Below are 17,630 nucleotides of genomic sequence, written 5' to 3'. Positions count from 1 at the left end.
GATGACGGACGGCAGCAGTTCGGCGGTGATCGACAAGGACGGCCTGGACGCGCTGATCGCGGTCCTCGGCGGCCGTGGCCGCACGGTCGTCGGCCCGACCGTCCGTGACGGCGCGATCGTGCTGGCCGAGATCTCCGGTGGAGCCGAGCTGCCCTACGGCTGGGGGGTCGAGCTGGAGGCCGGAACGTATCGCCTGCGGGCCCGCGAGGACGGTGCCGCGTTCGCGCACAGCGCGGGGCCGCAGTCCTGGAAGACGTTCCTGCACCCGGCGCGGGTGCGGGAGTGGAGCGCCGACCGCACGGCCGACGGCGACCTGGTGCTGGTCGAGGACGACGCCGCGCCCCCGTCGTACGCGTTCCTCGGGGTGCGCCCCTGCGACCTGCGGGCCATCGCGATCCAGGACCGGGTGCTGTCCGGCGGCCGGTACACCGATCCCACCTACCGAGGGCGCCGTGAGCGGGCCTTCCTGGTGGCGGTGGAGTGCACCGAGCCGGGCGCCACCTGCTTCTGCGTGTCGATGGGTACCGGGCCGGCAGTGGGGCCCGGCTACGACTTGGCGCTGACCGAGGTGGTGGACACCGAGGGCCACCGCTTCCTGGTGCGCGCGGGGAGCGAGGAGGGCGAGGCGGTGCTGGCCGAGCTCCCACGCACCCCCGCCGACGCCGCCACCCGGACCGCGGCCGGCGACCGCGTGGCCGAGGCGGCGGACCGGATGGGCCGCAGCATGCCGCCGGTGGACCTGCAGATGCTGATGCGCGAGACCCTCACGGCCGAACGCTGGGACGACGTCGCCGCCCGCTGCCTGACCTGCGGCAACTGCACCATGGTCTGTCCGACCTGCTTCTGCACCAGTACCGAGGACGTTACGGACCTGACCGGCGACCACGCCGAGCGCTGGCGGCGCTGGGAGTCCTGCTTCGACCTCGACTTCTCCCACCTGCCGGCCGGGCCGGTCCGCGAGTCGCCGCGCAGCCGCTACCGGCAGTGGGCCACCCACAAGCTCGGCACCTGGTTCGACCAGTTCGGCAGCTCGGGGTGTGTCGGCTGCGGGCGCTGCATCGTGTGGTGCCCGGTCGGCATCGACATCACCGAGGAGGCCCACGCACTCGACCGGGAGCGGGAGCGCGCGGCCCGGCCGCCCGAGCAGGAGAGCCGGTCGTGACGCTCGTGCACCAGGGCTTCCTCGGCGCGCTGCCGCCGGGTCACCGGGACCGGCTGGCCGCGTCCGCCCGCGAGGTCTCGATCCCCGCGGGCACCCGGATCTTCGAGGAGGGCGGCCTCGCGGACCGGTTCTGGATCATCCGTTCCGGGCTCGTCGTGCTGGACGTCCACGTCCCCGGCCGACGGGCGGCCGTCGTGGAGACCCTCGGCGAAGGTGACCTGCTCGGCTGGTCCTGGCTGTTCGAGCCGTACCGGTGGCAGCTGGGCGCCCGGACCCGTGGTACCGTGCTGGCCGCCGAGTTCGACGCCGAGCGCGTCCGGGCCGCGTGCGAGGACGACCCGGTGTTCGGCCTGGCGGTGACCCACGGCGTCGCGACGGTGGTCGCACGCAGGCTGAGAGCCACCCGCACGCGCCTGCTGGACCTCTACGGACCGCCCGGCGCCGATCCCGGCGGACCGGCGACATGACGGCTCCCACCATGGTGGCCGGCCCCGCCGTGCTCCCCGTGCCGTACCGGGTGGTCGCACGGGAGGCCGAGACACCCGACACGGCCACCATCGTCCTGGAGCCCGTCCGATCAGCCCTGCCGCCCTTCGCGCCCGGGCAGTTCGCGATGGTGTACGCCTTCGGCGTCGGCGACATCCCGCTGTCGGTCACCGCGATCGACGGAGACCGGGTGACACACACCGTCCGGGCCGTCGGCGCGATCTCCGCCGCCCTGCACGGACTGGGCGCCGGCCGGACGGTCGCGGTGCGCGGCCCGTTCGGCACCGGCTGGGACCTGCCCGCCGCGACCGGCCGGGACCTGCTGGTCGTGGCCGGCGGCATCGGCCTGGCGCCGCTGCGTCCGCTGATCCGCTCCGCCCTCGCCGCGCCGCAGGAGTACGGACAGCTGAACGTCCTGATCGGCGCCCGCACGCCCCGGGACGTGCTCTACGCCCCGGAGAAGCGCGAATGGGAGGCACAGGCCCGGGTGTTGACCACCGTGGACCGTCCCGACGCGCTCTGGAAGGGGGAGGTCGGTGTCGTCACGACGCTGCTCGACCGGGCCTCCTTCGACCCGCAGACGGCGGTGGCCTTCATCTGCGGCCCCGAGCCGATGATCCGAGCCACCGCAGCCGAGCTCACCCACCGTGGCGTCGGCCCGGACCGGATCAAGGTCTCGCTGGAGCGCACCATGCACTGCGGCACCGGCCACTGCGGGCACTGCCAGCTCGGCCCCCTTCTGCTGTGTCGCGACGGCCCCGTCGTCACCTGGACCACCGCCCGATCCCTCCTCGCGGTAAGGGAGTTGTGACATGAAGGCCGAGGCCCGCCGGCGCCCGAGGCTCGCGGTCTGGAAGTTCGCCTCCTGCGACGGTTGCCAGCTCACCCTGCTGGACTGCGAGGACGAACTCCTCCGCCTCGCCGACCAGGTGGAGATCGCGCACTTCCTGGAGGCCTCCAGTGCGAGCGCACCGGGCCCGTACGACCTGTCACTGGTCGAGGGTTCGGTGACCACCGCGCAGGACGTCGACCGGATCCACCACATCCGCGCCGTCTCGGACCGTCTGGTGACCATCGGCGCCTGCGCCACCGCCGGTGGCGTCCAGGCACTGCGCAACTACGCGGACGTCGCCGAGTTCCAGGCCGCCGTCTACGCCCGCCCCGACTACATCTCCACGCTCGCCACCTCCACCCCGATCAGCGCCCATGTGCCCGTCGACTTCGAACTGCGCGGCTGCCCCATCGACCGCCGCCAGCTCCTGGAGGTCATCACCGCCCACCTGGCCGGACGCCGGCCGGACGTCCCCGCGCACAGCGTCTGCTTCGAGTGCAAGCAGCGCGGTACGGTCTGCGTGACGGTCGCCCACGGCACCCCCTGCCTCGGCCCGGTCACCCACGCCGGCTGCGGCGCCATCTGCCCCGTCTACGGGCGCGGCTGCTACGGCTGCTTCGGCCCGAGCGACTCCACCAACTTCCCCTCCTTCGTCCCGCTGCTGCGCCGGGACGGGATGGACACCCTCGACGTGGTGCGGGTGCTGCGCACCTTCAACACCGCCGCCCCCGAGTTCGACGCGGCCTCGGGGAAGGAGCTGGAACGGTGACCCATCGCGGCTCCAGGGTGCTGCACGTCGGATCGCTCTCCCGCGTCGAGGGCGAAGGTTCGCTGTACCTGCGGGTGCAGGGCGACGAGGTCGCCGAGGCCCGACTGGCCATCTACGAACCCCCGCGCTTCTTCGAGGCGTTCCTGCGCGGACGCTCGTACACCGAACCGCCCGACATCACCTCGCGGATCTGCGGGATCTGCCCGGTCGCCTACCAGCTGAGTGCCTGTCGCGCGATCGAGGACGCCTGCGGTGTCGTCGTGGACGGCCAACTGGCCGCGCTGCGCCGCCTGATCTACTGCGGTGAGTGGATCGAGAGCCACACCCTGCACGTCCATCTCCTCCACGCACCCGACTTCCACGGCTGCGACAACGTCATCGAGCTGGCCCGGGCCAGGCGCGCCGACGTCGAGCGTGGACTGCGGCTCAAGCAGGCCGGCAACGCGATCATCGAGCTGCTCGGCGGCCGGGCGATCCACCCGGTGAACGTCCGCCTCGGCGGCTTCCACCGCGTTCCGAGCAGGTCCGAACTACGGCCACTGGCAGAGCAGTTGCGCCGGGCGCGCGAGGACGCCGTGCTGACCGTGCGCTGGGTGGCCGGATTCGACTTCCCCGACGCAGGGTGCGACCACGACCTGCTCGCCCTGGCCGAACCCGACACCTACGCCATCGAATCGGGCACGCCGACGGTCATGCCGGCCCCGCACACCGCCGCACTGCCCGCCACGAGCCGGCGCGCCCTGCCCACCCGCACCTTCGGCGTCCGCGAGTTCGGCGACCACGTCGTCGAGAGCCAGGTCCCGCACTCCACCGCCCTGCACGCCCGGCTGGACGGCCGCCGCAACCTCACCGGCCCGCTCGCCCGGTACGCCATCAGCGGCCGCCTGCTCTCCCCGATCGCCCTCCAGGCCGCCCAGGACGCCGGACTCGGTGACCCCCGGCAGGGCACCGTCTGCCGCAACCCCTACCGCAGCATCATCGTCCGGGCGGTCGAGGTGCTCCACGCGGTCGACGAGGCCCTGCGCCTCATCGAGGGCTACGAACCCCCGCCGCGCCCGTACGTCGAGGTGCCGCCGCGCGCCGGCACCGGTCACGGAGCGACCGAGGCGCCACGAGGCCTGCTCTACCACTGCTACACCCTCGACGCCCGTGGGACCGTCACGAATGCGGTGCTGGTCCCGCCGACCGCGCAGAACCAGGACGCGATCGAGGAGGACCTCCGCCGCACCGTGCAGGAACAGCTGCGGGCGGGGGAGCGCACGGACGCCGAGCTGACCACGATGTGCGAACGGGCCATCCGCAACCACGACCCGTGCATCTCCTGCTCCACCCACTTCCTCGATCTCACCGTCGACCGGACCTGCGGCGGCGCCTGAGCGCACTGCCGCCGGTCCTCGCCGCGTCACGGCGTCCGGCGGCCGTGCTCGGCGGCGACCCGGTGGGCGTGGGCGACGATCTCCTCAGCGGCGTGTTCGCTGATGCCGAGAGCGTGCTGGAGCCGGTGCGCGCTCCAGCCGTGGCGTGCGAGCAGGACGGCGACGGGGTGATGTCCGGAGGCCTCGACGGATGGTTGCAGCGGCGCGGGGGCGAAGCGCACCGGCGTGACAGGGGCGGGCGTGCGGCGGCATACCAGGGCTCTGCGCAGTTCGTCCGCGCCCCAGACGACGAACGGGAACGGTGCCACGATCGCCAGCTGGGTGGGATCGAGTGCGGCAGTGCCGAACACGTGGTGCAGCGGGGGGAGGTAGACGATCGCGGCGGCGAAGGCCAGCGAGAAGCCGATGCCGACGAGCAGTTGCCGGTTGCTGAGGACGCCGATGGAGCGCAGCGAGGCGCGCTCGGTGCGGGCGGCGAAGGCGGTGCCGATCTGGCAGGCGACGATGCCGAGCCAGGTGACCGTGGTGGCCTGCTGGTACGTCAGGTGCAGGGCGGTGCCGGGGCCGGTCGGGTCGCCGGGGTGCCACCCGCCCAGGGTCAGGGTGAGCAGGAAGCCGCCCATCACGAGGCAGGCCGAGATCAGGCCGAGGAAACCCCACGCCCGGGCCAGCATCGAGCGCTGGATCACCTTCTCGCCGCGCGGGCGCGGCGGGCGGTCCATCAGGCCGGGCTCGGCGCGTTCGCGGCCGAGCGCGAGCGCGGGGAGGGTGTCGGTGCCGAGGTCGACGGCCAGGATCTGCATCACCGTGAGGGGAAGCGGGACGGCGCCGCCCGCGAGGGCGAAGACCAGGAAGGGCACGACCTCGGGGACGGCGTGGGCGAAGATGTAGACGATGAACTTGCGGATGTTGTCGTACGTCCGCCGGCCGGCCTCGACGGCCGCGATGATCGTTGCGAAGTTGTCGTCGGTGAGCACCATCGTGGCGGACTCGCGGGCGACGTCGGTGCCGGAGCGGCCCATGGCGACGCCGATGTCGGCGCGCCGCAGGGCGGGCGCGTCGTTGACGCCGTCGCCGGTCATCGCGACGGTGTGGCCCTCGGCCCGCAGGGCGTCCGCGATCCGGAGTTTGGCTTCGGGGGAGGTACGGGCGAAGATCACCTCCTCGCCGCGGGCGAGCAGCGTGTCCAGCTCCCGGTCGCCCATGGCCGCCAGCTCGGTGCCGGTGACGATGCGGGAGCCGTGATGGCCGATACCGACCTGGCCGGCGATGGCGGCGGCGGTCAGGCCGTTGTCGCCGGTGACGACGTGGACGGTGATCCCGGCGCGGTGGGCGAGGGTGATCGCGTGGGCAACCTCGGGCCGGGCCGGGTCGGCCATCGCGATCAGGCCGACCAGGCAGAGGTTCTGCTCGGCCTCCTCCCGCCGGTCGGGCGGAGCCTGGCCAGGTGGAAGCGGCCGTCGGGCCACGGCGAGCACCCGCAGTCCCCTGGCGGCCAGGGTGCCGACGGCGTGGACCACCGCGGTCCGGTCGGCCGGTGTGAGATGCCGCTGCGAACCGTGATCGAGGAGCTGGTCCGCGTGGGTGAGGACCTCCTCGGGTGCGCCCTTGGTGTGCAGGACGACCGTGCCGTCCTCGGAGTCCGCGGTCGTCATCAGCTTGATGCGGGGATCGAACCGGAACAGCGCCCGCCGGTCGAGGTCGCGCTGCTCGGGCGCGCACGTCACACCGAGCCGGCCGGCCAGATCGAGCAGGGCCACCTCGGTGGGGTCGCCGTGGCCTGCATCGGGGTGGGCCGTGGTGCAGGCTGCCGCTGCTCTGGCGAGCAACTGGACCTCCGGAGGCGGATCCACCGCGACGTCGACAGGGCACTCGCCGCCCGGCGTCCAAACGGCGGTGGCCAGCATCCGGTTCTCGGTCAGTGTGCCGGTCTTGTCGGTGCAGACGACCGTGGTGGAACCCAGCGTCTCCACGGCGGAGAGGCGCTTGACCACGGCCCCGCGCCGGGCCAGGTCGCGGACCCCGGAGGCCAGCGACAGCGTGATCGTCGGGAGCAGACCCTCGGGCACGTTGGCGACGAGCAGGCCGATCGCGAAACTCACCGCAGCGGCGAGCGACAGCCCGGCGGCGAGGCCGATCGGCAGGAAGGCCAGCCCGACACCGATCGCCACCAGCGCGATCAGCCGGGCGGCCCGCTTGACCTGGTGCTCCAGCGGGCTCTCCTCGCGCCGGGTGCGCTGGCTCAGCGCCGCGATCCTGCCCAGCTCGCTGTGCATCCCGGTGGCGGTGACCACGGCCTGGGCCTGCCCGCCGGTACAGGCCGTCCCGGAGAACAGCAGGTCACGGGCGTCCAGCAGCGATCCCTCGACGTCCACCAGCTCCGCCGAGCGGAACACCGGCACCGATTCACCCGTCAGCGCCGAGAGGTCCACCTCCACCCCGCCGGACAGCAGCCGGGCGTCGGCGGAGATCCGCTCGCCCTCCTCGACCACCAGTACATCCCCGGGGACCAGTGACGTGGCCGCCACCTCCTGTCGCACGCCCTCGCGGACCACGGTCGCCTGCTCCGGCAGGAAGGAGGCCAGCGCCTCCACCGCGTTCTCCGCCTGCTGCTCCTGGGCGAAGGCGAGCATGGCATTCAGCAGGATCACGGCCACGATCGCCACGGCCAGCGCCGGCGCCCCGCTGACGGCGGCCAGGACCGCCGCGAGCGCCAGAAGCAGGGCGAGTGGGTGGGTGAACTGCTGCGCGAGCTCGCGGGGCCAGCGCCGGCCGCCGCGGCGGGCGAGGGTGTTGGGGCCGTACACGGCCTGGCGGCGGGCCGCCTCGCGTTCCGGCAGGCCCCGGCCAGAGGTGCGTAGGTCCCGGAAGAGCAGCGCGATCGGCTCGCGTGGGTCCGGCGTGTCCCCGCCTTCCGGCTGTCGGTCCGTGGCCTGCCGCAGGGCGCCGGGGCCGTCGGGCCTCATGCGCCCGGTTCGTCGGCCGGCCGGGGCACGGTGACGATCGGACAGTGGGCGTGGTGCAGGAGGCCGTGCGGTACGGAGCCGAGCCGCATGCCGGTGAACCCGCCGTGTCCGCGACGCCCGACCACGACGGCGAGGGCGTGCGCCGAGGCCTTGGCCAGTTCTTCCACGGGGTGGCCGCGGATCACCTCGTGGGTCAGCTTCACGTCGGGGTACCGGTCGGCATGACCGGCGGTGGTCTCGGTCAGCAGCCGCCGCAGCGTCTGGACGGCGTCATGCTCGTCGACCCGGGCGATCAGCTGCGACTGCCAGACCCAGATGGCGCGCAGCGCGGCTCCCCGCCGGGCCGCCAGGTCGAAGGCGACGTCGACCGCGGCGGCGGACGCCGGGCTGCCGTCCACCCCGACCACGAGGTAGGGCGGGTCCTGGGTGATGTGCTCGGGATCGCGCACCACGACCACCGGGCAGGCGGCCTGGGCACTGACCGGGACGGCCACCGAGTAGGTGCTGAGGAGCTCCTCCGTGCGGGAGAGCCGGCGCGAGCCGAGCACGACGAGCTCGGCGTGCCGCGACTGCCGGCACAGCGCCTGGCCAGGGTTGCCCTCCACCAGGGTGCTGGTCACCTCCAGGTCGGGGTGCCGCTCGCCTGTGAGGGCTGCGGCCTTGTCGAGCATCTGGCGGCCGTTGTGGTGGAGTTCCTCGTGGTGGCGTCTTTCGAAGCCGTGCAGATCACGTGCCGGCTTCGGAACGGCATGGACCATCACCAGGGGCAGTTTGCGGCGGTCGGCCTCATCGGCGGCCCAGGATGTCGCGAGTCGACCGGGTTCCCGGGCGTCCACGCCGAGGACGATCGGACGGCGTTTGCTGGCGGATGCCATGGCTCCTCCACGGGTGATCGTGGGGCGGCCCGAATCCTGGGCCCTGTAGGTACCGTAGGCGCGCACGACACGAGATGGCAGGGCCGAGCGGCCCCAAGGTGATGGCTGAGTGCCCTGGTCCGATGACCCCCGCCGCGATGAGCCTCAGTGGGACTTCGCTGGCGGACCGGGCGGGGGGAGTGCAGCGTGGGAGGTGACGGAAACGAAATGAGGTGGTTGCGCGTGACCGGGAACGGTTCGACCGCTCGTGTCGTGGTGGGCATCGACGGCTCGCCCTCGTCACAGGCTGCGCTGCGCTGGGCGGTGCAGCAGGCAGCCCTGCTGGGCGCGACGGTGGATGTGGTGGGCGCGTGGGAAGCCACCCCGCTTTTCGCGGGCCCGACCGTGGTCGACCCCACACTGGAGGCGGAGACGGCGCGCCGACGGTTCGACCAGGAGATCAACGAGGTGCTCGGGGACGCCCGGCCGGTCGAGGTCCACGAACAGCTGGTTCGCGGCAACCCGGCCGACGTCCTGCTGGCAGCGGCCGACGGTGCTGACCTCCTGGTTGTCGGCAGCCGCGGCCACGGGACCTTCGCCCGCGCCCTGCTCGGCTCGGTGAGCACGCGCTGCGCGATGCACGCGTCGTGCCCCGTGGTGATCGTCCGCCCGCCCAGCTGACCGCCGTCCCCGGCGGTTGCGGGGCGGGCTTCGGCGGCACAGACTTCGGCGGCCGGCGCACGGTCCCAGGATGCTGGGGCCTGCCGGTCTCGAACGAGCGGGAAGTGAGCCGGGTGCCTTCAACCGGTGCCGTAGCCGCCCCCGCCGGGGGTCTCGATCACCAGCACGTCTCCTGCCTTGAGGTCGGCGCGGTCGCAGCCGTCCAGGCGCAGGATGCTGCCGTCGGTGCGCTGCACCCGGTTGGCTCCGAGAGCGCCGGGCGATCCGCCGGCCATGCCGTAGGGGGCCACCCGCCGGTGTCCGGACAGGAGGCTCACCGTCATCGGCTCCCGGAACCGGATCCGGCGGATCGCTCCGTCGCCTCCGTGCCACCGCCCCGCGCCCCCGCTGCCGTGCCGGAAGGCGAACTCCTCCAGCAGGACGGGCAGACGCCATTCGAGCACCTCGGGGTCGGTCAGCCGGGAGTTGGTCATGTGCGTCTGCACCACGCCGGCCCCGTCGAATCCGTCGCCTGCTCCGGAGCCGGAGGCGACCGTCTCGTAGTACTGGTGGTGCTCGTTGCCGAAGCTGACGTTGTTCATCGTGCCGGACCCCTCGGCCTGGGCTCCCAGTGCCGCGTAGAGCGCGCCGGTGATCGCCTGCGAGGTCTCGACGTTCCCCGCGACCACGGCGGCCGGGTATGCGGGGGCGAGCATCGAGCCGGCCGGGATGACGATGCGCAGCGGGCGCAGGCAGCCGTCGTTGAGCGGGATGTCGTCGGCGACGAGGGTGCGGAAGACGTAGAGCACGGCTGCGGTGACCACGGAGGACGGTGCGTTGAGGTTGGTGTCGAGCTGCGGCGAGGTGCCGGTGAAGTCAACGGTGGCGCAGCGCCGTTGACGGTCGACGGAGATCCGTACCGCGATCACCGCGCCGGAATCCGTCTCGTAGCGGTAGGCGCCGTCGGCGAGGGAGTCGATGACGCGGCGGACCGCTTCCTCCGCGTTGTCCTGCACGTGCCGCATGTAGGCCTGCACGACGTCCAGGCCGAAGTGGTCGATCATCCTGGTGACCTCGTCGACTCCCTTCCGGTTGGCGGCGATCTGCGCCCTCAGGTCGGCGAGGTTGGTCGCCGGGTCCCTGGAGGGGTACGGCGCCTCGGTGAGCAGCCGTAGCGTCTCGGCCTCGCGTAGCCTGCCGTTCTCGACCAGCAGCCAGGTGTCGAAGAGGACGCCTTCCTCGTGGATCTCGCGGCTGTCGGCCGGCATCGAGCCCGGGGTGAGCCCGCCGATCTCGGCGTGGTGGCCGCGGGAGGCGACGAAGAAGAGGATCCGCCGGTCATCTGCGTCGAACACCGGTGTCACCACGGTGATGTCGGGCAGGTGGGTGCCGCCGTGGTACGGGTCGTTGACCGCGTACGCGTCGCCGGGCTTCAGCGCTCCGGCGCGGCGGCGGATCACCTCCTTGACGGTGGTGCCCATGGATCCCAGGTGCACAGGGATGTGGGGGGCGTTGGCGATGAGGTTCCCGTCCGGGTCGAAGAGCGCGCACGAGAAGTCCAGCCGCTCCTTGATGTTGACCGACTGCGCCGTCGACTCCAGCCGTGCGCCCATCTGTTGGGCGATGGCCATGAAGAGGTTGTTGAAGATCTCCAAGAGCACGGGGTCGGCCTCGGTCCCGACGCCGGCCTCAGCGCGTGCGGCCACCCGCTCCGCCAGCAGGTGACCGACCGGCGTCATCGTCGCCTGCCACCCCTCGTCCACCACCGTGGTCGCGCCGGCCTCGGCGATGATCACGGGGCCGGTCACCGTGTCACCGGGCCGCATCGCCGCCCGCTCCAGCAGCGGGGCCTCGCGCCAGGCCCCGCGCGTGTACAGCCGTACGGCCCCTGCCTCACTGCTGAAGCCCGGTCCGCCGAGGTGGCCCAGGTCGGGCTGTTCGGTGAGCCCGGTCGCCTCGACCGAGAGGGCCTCGATGACGATCGGACGATCCATCAGGAACGAGTAGGTGGCGCGGTGGCTCGTCTCGAAGGCGGCGGTCATGGCATCCGGCTCCGCCAGCTCGACCGCGACGGTGGTGTCGGTACCGTCGTAGCGCAGCTGCGCGCGGCGGGTCACCCGGATCCGCTCGGGTGGTGTCCCCTCGTCGAGCAGCTCCGCGCGCGCCGCCGATTCGAGGTCGTCGGCGACGGCCTGGACCCGCGGCATCGAGGCCGGTTCGAGCGGGCTCTCCACGGACTTCTCGCGCATGACCGTGGTGTCGGCGAGGCCGATGCCGAGTGCGGAGAGCACCCCGGCCATGGGGGGCACGAGCACGCTGCGGATGCCCAGCGAGTCGGCCACCGCGCAGGCGTGCTGGCCGCCCGCACCGCCGAACGTGGTCAGCACGTAGCGGGTGACATCACGGCCCTGCTGCACGGAGATCCGCTTGACGGCGTTGGCGATGTTCACCACCGCGATCTGGAGGTAGCCCTCGGCGACCTGCTCGGGCGAGCGCCGGTCACCGGTGCGCGCCCGGATCTCGGCGGCGAGCTCGGTGAACCGCCGGCGCACCAGGTCACCGTCGAGCGGCCGGTCGCCGGATGGTCCGAACACGTGCGGGAAGTGCGCGGGCTGGATGCGGCCGAGCATCACGTTGGCATCGGTGACGGTCAGCGGGCCACCGGCACGGTAGGACGCCGGGCCCGGGTCCGCGCCCGCCGAGTCGGGCCCGACCCGCAGCCGGCTGCCGTCGAAGTGCAGGACGGAGCCGCCGCCGGCGGCCACGGTGTGGATGGCCAGCATCGGTGCGCGCAGCCGCACCCCGGCCACCTGGCTGGTGGACAACCGCTCGTACGCTCCGGCGAAGTGGGACACATCGGTGGAGGTGCCGCCCATGTCGAAGCCGATCACCCGGTCGAAGCCGGCGAGTTGAGACATCCGCACCATGCCGACGATGCCGCCGGCCGGGCCCGAGAGGATCGCGTCCTTGCCGCGGAAGTGGCCCGCCTCCGCGAGGCCGCCGTTGGACTGCATGAACATCAGGCGCACGCCCCGCAGTTCCTCGGCGACCTGCGTGACGTAGCGGCGCAGCACCGGAGACAGGTAGGCGTCGACCACGGCGGTGTCGCCGCGCGGAACCAGCTTCATCAGCGGGCTCGCCTCGCTGGAGAGCGACACCTGCGGGAAGCCGAGCTGCTCGGCGAGGCGGCCGATGGCCTGTTCGTGCGCGGGGTGGAGGTAGCTGTGAAGGCAGACCACCGCCACCGCGCGGATGCCGTCCTCGTGGACGCGCCGCAGGTCTTCGCGCAGCCGGTCGAGATCCGGCGCGCGCAGCACGGTGCCCTCGGCCGTGATCCGCTCGTCGACCTCGATGACCCGCTCGTAGAGTGGCTCGGGCAGGATGATCCGGCGGTCGAAGATGCGTGGCCGGTTCTGGTAGCCGATGCGCAGCGCGTCGCCGAAGCCGCGGGTGATCACCAGGGCGGTTCGCTCGCCTTTGCGCTCCAGCAGGGCGTTGGTGGCCACCGTCGTGCCCATCCGTACCACGTCGATCCGGGCATCGGCCAGTGGCCGGTCCGCGGGCAGGCCGAGCAGTGCGCGGATCCCCGCCACCGCGGGGTCTCGGGTGGGATCGCCGCTCCCGGCCGAGCCTTGAGGGTGCCCCGGGGAGTGTGACAGCAGCTTGTGCGTCAGCAGCCGGCCGTCCGGGCTCAGGGCAACGACGTCGGTGAAGGTCCCGCCACGGTCGACCCAGAACTGCCAGCCCTCGTGTTCCACGCCCGGCTCCCTCCGCCGCCCGGCGCGATGGCCGTTTCCGCAGCGTGTCGTGGTCGAGTATCCGACCGGGCGATCGAGCACCGCAAACGCGACATACTGGAACGTGTCGGCTTCCTCCGGACGGAGGTGACGGGTGATGGTGGCCATCACGGTCGGCGTCTACCGGGAAACGGCGCCGGGTGAGCGGCGGGTCGCGCTCGTTCCCGACCTCGTCAGCACCGTCAGAGCCCTCGGCCTGGACGTCATGGTGGAGAGCGGAGCCGGCGCGGCGGCCTGGTTCGCCGACGACGACTACACCAGGGCCGGCGCCGACATCGTCCCGCGCGGCGAGTTGTTCCGCAGTGCGGATGTCCTCGTCGGGGTCCAGGCCCCCAACGTCGAGTTCCCCGACCCGTTCCGGAACGGGCAGACGCTGGTGGCGCTCCTGCGGCCGACTCGGATCCCCTTCCTGATCCGCCGCTGGGCGGACGAGGGGGTCACCGTGATCAGCCTCGACCTGGTCCCGCACACGCTCAGCGGCGCGTACCCGGTGGACGCCGGCGTGTCCCAGGCCAGGATCGCCGGTTACCGGGCAGTCCTCCTCGCGGCCGGTCTCCTGAGCCGCTGCCTGTCGCCGTGGGGATCGGCCGCGGCGGTCTTCGCACCCGTACGGGTGCTGGTCGTGGGTGCCGGAGCCGCCGGGCTGCAAGCGATCGACACAGCCCGCGGCCTCGGCGCGGTCGTCCATGCCCACGACCTACGTCGCCGTCCACGGGAGGAGATCACCGCTCTGGGTGGCACCTTCCTCGACCTCCCTGATCTCCGGCCGGCCGCCGACGACGCGGAATTCGTCCGGGCGCTCGACACCGAGCAGGACGCGTTGCGCCGGGGCCTGGCCGCGGTGCTGCCCCTCTTCGACATCGTCATCGCGGCCGTCGAGCCCCCCAGCGGGCCCGCGCCGACCCTGATCACCACCCGGGCGATCCGGGACATGCGCCCCGGCTCGGTCGTCGTCGACGTGACGGCCGGACCACCGGGCGGGAACGTCGAGGCCGCCGAGCCGGACACCACGACCCTGGTCGGTGACCAGGTCACGGTGATCGGCGCGGGCAACCTTGCGGCACAGGTCCCGACGACCGCGTCGACCGCCTACGCGCACAACGTCGCCGCGCTGCTCGAACGCCTGACGCACGGTGGATCCCTGACGATTGATCCGACTGATCCCCTGCAGGCCGCGATCGTGGTGACCCACCACGGCAGCGTCCTCCACGCTCCCACCTGGCAGCTGATCCTCGACGCGATCGCCGTGGCCGGTCTGCCCTGAACGGACCGGACCATGCTCTCCGGCCCGGTCGGGCGACCATCCTGACCGTTCGGCCGACGCCTGGGACCGTCAGGCGACGGACCCGACTGTCGTTCAGCCAGCCAGCTTGGAGTCGGCGAAGAAGGCCGCGTGGCGGGCCATGGACACGGCGTGGCTCGCGCATCGCTCGTAGCAACAGCTCAGCAGCGTCGCGTCGGCGACGTCACCGGGCTCGGCCTGGTCGGCTTCGGAGAGCATCTGGTCATACAGCAGCCGCTGGCGCTGGGCGATCTCGTGCATGCCTCCGAGAAGGTCGGCGACGGTCTCGGATTCTGTGGACTCCAGCACGTCACCCGCCATGGCGACCATGGTCAGGGCGAGGTTGCCCATGCCTCGCAAGGGGAGCCGCAGCCGTGCCGGCATGGGTTGCCCCGACTGCCGCGCCCAGGCGAGCGCGACCAGCTGTCGGGCGAGAGCCGCCAGGCATTCCACATCGGTGCCGACGTGGACGCCGACGACGATCGTGCGCAGGTCAGCCGTCGGCGAACCGTCCAGCAACAGGGCCGAAGCGTCGTCCTCGATCTCCTCGCGGAGCTCGTACAGCGCCTTCTCAGCGGCCGTCGCGTTCTCGGCGGCCGTGTCGGCCGTGTCGAGCAAGGCGGCAGTGGCTTCGCCCAGCGCCGTGTGCGCGAGCCGAATCATTCCGGCCAGGTCTCCGAGCAGCCGACCGGACCGGTCCTGGCCGGTCTCAGACATCCGCCAACTCCTGTTCCAGGACACCGGCTCCCTCGCCGACCGCGTCCGCGCGGTGCGCCTCTGCCGGCCGCGAGGGAGGCGACCGCCTGAGCGTGCGCCGTGTCCCATTCCTCCCTTCAAGTCTCACACCGCTCCTGCGGACGGCAAGGTGCAAGGTGCCGAACGGTCCGGACCGGGAAGAGCCGACCCGGTAGAAGCGGGAAGGGAGGCCGCGTCGACTGCAATCGGTCGGTCCCGCGCCACGGACGGCTCTGCGGATCGGGCTCCCACGTCTCACCCTCCCGGGACAGCGCCCCGCTGACGGTCGCGGCAGGGCCTACCGGCCCCGGGAACAGGGCGAGCGGCCCTGGCGCCGATGCCCTGCACAGGCCCAGGCTGGACCTGTCGGCAGCACCGACCGGCAGCCGCACCCGGCACCCACAGGAGGGCCGCCATGAAGAAGCAGAAGATCCTCGTGGCCTACGGCAGCAAGCACGGCGCCACCACCGGCATCGCCCGGGAGATCGGTCGCACGTTGGAGCAGGACGGGTTCGACACGGACGTCGTCCCCGCCTCGGACGTCCAGGACGTGACGCAGTTCGACGCAGTCATCCTCGGCAGCTCGCTCTACGCGGGCCACTGGCAGCGCGATGCCCTGAGCTGTGCCGATCGCAATGCCGAGGCGCTGGCCCACCGTCCGGTCTGGCTGTTCAGCAGCGGCCCGGTGGACAGCTCAGCCGAGCAGCACGAGATCCCGCCGGTGCCCGGCGCGGCCAAGGCGATGGAGCACCTGCACGCCCGCGGGCATGTCACCTTCGGCGGCAGCCTCACGTCCGAGACCCCCGGCTGGATCGCCCGCACCCTGGTCAAGCACGGCAAGGGCGGCGACTTCCGAAACCCTGAGCACATCCGGACCTGGGCCCACGAGATCGGGAACGAGCTGCGCTCCCAGAACTCGGCGTGACACCGAGGAGGGAAGGAGCGCGTTCGTGCCCGCCTCGGAGTCGGCGATCGAGATCGGCTCGCTGACCAAGCGCTACGGGCGGACGGTCGGCGTCGAGCAGCTCGACCTCACCGTGGCCGCCGGCGAGGTCTTCGGCTTCCTCGGGCCGAACGGAGCCGGCAAGACCACCACGCTGCGCTGCCTGATCGGCCTCCTGCGGCCCACCGCGGGGCGGGTCCGAGCACTGGGCCTGGACCCCGTCACGGATCATCGCCGACTCGCCCCCGCGCTCGGCTATCTGCCCGGCGAGCTGCGCCTCTACCCCGAACTGACCGGACACCAGACCCTCAAGCTGCTCGCCGATCTGCAGGGCGCTCCCACACCCCGCCGCGCAGAGCTGTGTGAGCGCCTGGCCCTGTCGGCGTCCGTACTGGGCCGCACCGTGCAGGAGTACTCGCGTGGCATGAAGCAGAAGCTCGGCCTGGTGCAGGCGCTCCAGCACGACCCCGAACTCGTGGTGCTGGACGAGCCGACCGAGGGCCTGGACCCGCTGGTCCAGGAGACCTTCTTCGAACTGCTGACCGAGGCGCAGGCGGCAGGTCGCACCGTGATGCTCTCCAGCCACGTCCTGCCAGAGGTACAGCGGACCTGCTGCCGGGTGGCGATCATCCGGGACGGGAGGCTGGTGACCGTGCAGAGCGTCGCGGCGCTGCGTGAGGCACGGGCACGGAAGATCCGGCTGACCTTCACCGATGGCCGTGGGCCGCGTCCGCTCGGCAGGGCGGAGCAGTGGTCTCCGCGCTGGAAGGGCGACCAGGTCGAACTCCTGGTGCCACCCCGCGAGGTGGTGGGCGCGCTACGCGGCCTGCTGGCCCTCCCGGTGGCCGACCTGGCGGTGGAGGAGGCAGGCCTTGAGGAGGCGTTCCTCGACCTCTACCGGGACGCCGACGCGGGGCCACGGTCGTGAGGAGCCGCTTCCCACTGCTCAGGCTGGCCCTGTACCGGCGTCGGCGGATGCTGGTCGCCCTGGTCCTGGGCATGGTCGTGTTCGAGACCCTCATCGTGGTCATCGCCGACACGCTCTCCCCGGCCCAGCTCTTCGCCGGCGGCGGGCGCACCCCGCCGAGTGCGTTCCGGGCGTTCAGCGGCTCCAGCGGTGACGTGTCGATCGCCAGCTACCCCGGACTGCTCGGCGCCGGGCTCACCCACCCGTTCTGGATCGCGATCCAGCTGACCGCCATCGGCTCGCTGGCGGCGGCCGCCGTCGCGGCCGACGTGGAGTCGGGGACGATCGAGCTCCTGATGGCCCGCCCCGTCTCCCGCAGCCGGCTGCTGGCCGAACGGACCGCGGCAGTGGCGGCTGCCTCGGTGCTGCTCAACATCGCGGCCACCCTCACCATGGCGGTCGGGGTCGCACTGTCCCCGCAGCTGCACCGGGCCGTGCCGATCAGTGGCGTGTTCGCGGCCGGGCTGCTGGGCTGCGCCTTCACGCTGTGCCTCACCGGTCCGGCACTGGCGGTGTCCGCGGCGGGCCGTCGCCGGTCCCAGGTGGTCGGTGCCACGATCGCGTTCGGCGCGGTCGGGTTCGCCCTGAACTTCGTCGCGCTCGCCTGGTCGAAGGCCGCGCCGCTGCGCTACCTCAGCCCGTTCCACTACTACACGCCGGGCGACGCGCTCGCCCACGGCGCCGTGCCGTGGAGCTCCCTGGGTGTGCTCGCCGCAGTCGGTCTGGCCGGGGTCGCGGCGGCCTTCGGGCTCCTGGCCCGTCGGGACCTCGCTCCCTGATGCGTCAGGTGTCCTCGACCAC

At 72.6% G+C, this 17,630-nt stretch carries 14 protein-coding genes; 10 read left to right on the top strand and 4 right to left on the bottom strand.

The window, feature by feature from the left end; genetic code table 11:
• Position 1: 1 nt before the first annotated feature.
• Genes ACIBH3_RS13955 through ACIBH3_RS13935 form a run of 5 tightly spaced genes read left to right on the top strand, consistent with a single transcriptional unit; the run spans position 2 to position 4,625 of the window.
• Complete coding sequence (locus ACIBH3_RS13955) at positions 2 to 1,162, top strand: 4Fe-4S dicluster domain-containing protein (RefSeq protein WP_396312171.1); 1,161 nt, start codon at positions 2 to 4, stop codon at positions 1,160 to 1,162.
• Complete coding sequence (locus ACIBH3_RS13950) at positions 1,159 to 1,629, top strand: cyclic nucleotide-binding domain-containing protein (protein ID WP_396312170.1); 471 nt, start codon at positions 1,159 to 1,161, stop codon at positions 1,627 to 1,629. The genes ACIBH3_RS13955 and ACIBH3_RS13950 overlap by 4 nt, the downstream gene beginning before the upstream one ends.
• Positions 1,626 to 2,459: an FAD/NAD(P)-binding protein gene (locus ACIBH3_RS13945; RefSeq protein ID WP_396312169.1), complete on the top strand. Its 834-nt coding sequence runs from the start codon at positions 1,626 to 1,628 to the stop codon at positions 2,457 to 2,459. Before ACIBH3_RS13950 ends, ACIBH3_RS13945 begins: the two co-directional genes overlap by 4 nt.
• Before the next feature lies 1 nt (position 2,460).
• Positions 2,461 to 3,249 carry an oxidoreductase gene (locus tag ACIBH3_RS13940; protein ID WP_396312168.1) on the top strand — a complete coding sequence of 263 codons (789 nt, stop codon included), beginning with the start codon at positions 2,461 to 2,463 and terminating at the stop codon, positions 3,247 to 3,249.
• The gene (locus ACIBH3_RS13935) at positions 3,246 to 4,625 is read left to right on the top strand and encodes a Ni/Fe hydrogenase subunit alpha (protein ID WP_396312167.1); all 1,380 of its coding nucleotides are present in this window, start codon (positions 3,246 to 3,248) and stop codon (positions 4,623 to 4,625) included. The genes ACIBH3_RS13940 and ACIBH3_RS13935 overlap by 4 nt, the downstream gene beginning before the upstream one ends.
• A gap of 26 nt (positions 4,626 to 4,651) precedes the next feature.
• Here ACIBH3_RS13935 and ACIBH3_RS13930 read toward each other — a convergent pair whose 3' ends face one another.
• Together ACIBH3_RS13930 and ACIBH3_RS13925 are read right to left on the bottom strand one after the other, a co-directional pair.
• A complete protein-coding gene (locus tag ACIBH3_RS13930) occupies positions 4,652 to 7,591 on the bottom strand; it encodes a cation-translocating P-type ATPase (protein ID WP_396312166.1) in 2,940 nt (979 codons plus the stop codon).
• Entirely contained in the window at positions 7,588 to 8,466 is an 879-nt protein-coding gene (locus ACIBH3_RS13925; protein WP_396312165.1) for a universal stress protein, read from the bottom strand. Before ACIBH3_RS13925 ends, ACIBH3_RS13930 begins: the two co-directional genes overlap by 4 nt.
• 222 nt (positions 8,467 to 8,688) lie before the next feature.
• Here ACIBH3_RS13925 and ACIBH3_RS13920 point away from each other — a divergent pair, with 222 nt between their 5' ends.
• The gene (locus ACIBH3_RS13920) at positions 8,689 to 9,126 is read left to right on the top strand and encodes a universal stress protein (RefSeq protein WP_396312164.1); all 438 of its coding nucleotides are present in this window, start codon (positions 8,689 to 8,691) and stop codon (positions 9,124 to 9,126) included.
• Positions 9,127 to 9,245: 119 nt separating this feature from the next.
• On the opposite strand, the gene ACIBH3_RS13915 is transcribed toward ACIBH3_RS13920, so the two are convergent.
• Complete coding sequence (locus ACIBH3_RS13915; RefSeq protein ID WP_396312163.1) at positions 9,246 to 12,863, bottom strand: hydantoinase B/oxoprolinase family protein; 3,618 nt, start codon at positions 12,861 to 12,863, stop codon at positions 9,246 to 9,248.
• Between the two features lie 136 nt (positions 12,864 to 12,999).
• On the opposite strand from ACIBH3_RS13915, the gene ACIBH3_RS13910 reads away from it, so the two are divergent.
• Complete coding sequence (locus ACIBH3_RS13910; RefSeq protein ID WP_396312162.1) at positions 13,000 to 14,166, top strand: NAD(P) transhydrogenase subunit alpha; 1,167 nt, start codon at positions 13,000 to 13,002, stop codon at positions 14,164 to 14,166.
• Positions 14,167 to 14,259: 93 nt separating this feature from the next.
• Here ACIBH3_RS13910 and ACIBH3_RS13905 read toward each other — a convergent pair whose 3' ends face one another.
• Positions 14,260 to 14,901, bottom strand: coding sequence for a PhoU domain-containing protein (locus tag ACIBH3_RS13905; protein WP_396312161.1), 642 nt, complete (start codon positions 14,899 to 14,901; stop codon positions 14,260 to 14,262).
• Between the two features lie 433 nt (positions 14,902 to 15,334).
• On the opposite strand from ACIBH3_RS13905, the gene ACIBH3_RS13900 reads away from it, so the two are divergent.
• Genes ACIBH3_RS13900 through ACIBH3_RS13890 form a run of 3 tightly spaced genes read left to right on the top strand, consistent with a single transcriptional unit; the run spans position 15,335 to position 17,608 of the window.
• The gene (locus tag ACIBH3_RS13900) at positions 15,335 to 15,844 is read left to right on the top strand and encodes a flavodoxin domain-containing protein (protein WP_396312160.1); all 510 of its coding nucleotides are present in this window, start codon (positions 15,335 to 15,337) and stop codon (positions 15,842 to 15,844) included.
• A gap of 25 nt (positions 15,845 to 15,869) precedes the next feature.
• Positions 15,870 to 16,790, top strand: coding sequence for an ABC transporter ATP-binding protein (locus tag ACIBH3_RS13895; RefSeq protein ID WP_396312159.1), 921 nt, complete (start codon positions 15,870 to 15,872; stop codon positions 16,788 to 16,790).
• Complete coding sequence (locus ACIBH3_RS13890) at positions 16,787 to 17,608, top strand: ABC transporter permease subunit (RefSeq protein WP_396312158.1); 822 nt, start codon at positions 16,787 to 16,789, stop codon at positions 17,606 to 17,608. Before ACIBH3_RS13895 ends, ACIBH3_RS13890 begins: the two co-directional genes overlap by 4 nt.
• Positions 17,609 to 17,630 lie beyond the last annotated feature (22 nt).

It is taken from the genome of Kitasatospora sp. NPDC050543 (genome assembly GCF_044457565.1).
In the GTDB taxonomy this organism is placed as follows: domain Bacteria; phylum Actinomycetota; class Actinomycetes; order Streptomycetales; family Streptomycetaceae; genus Kitasatospora.
Note: the sequence above shows the minus strand (reverse complement) of the source record. Positions and strands in the feature narration are given on the sequence as shown.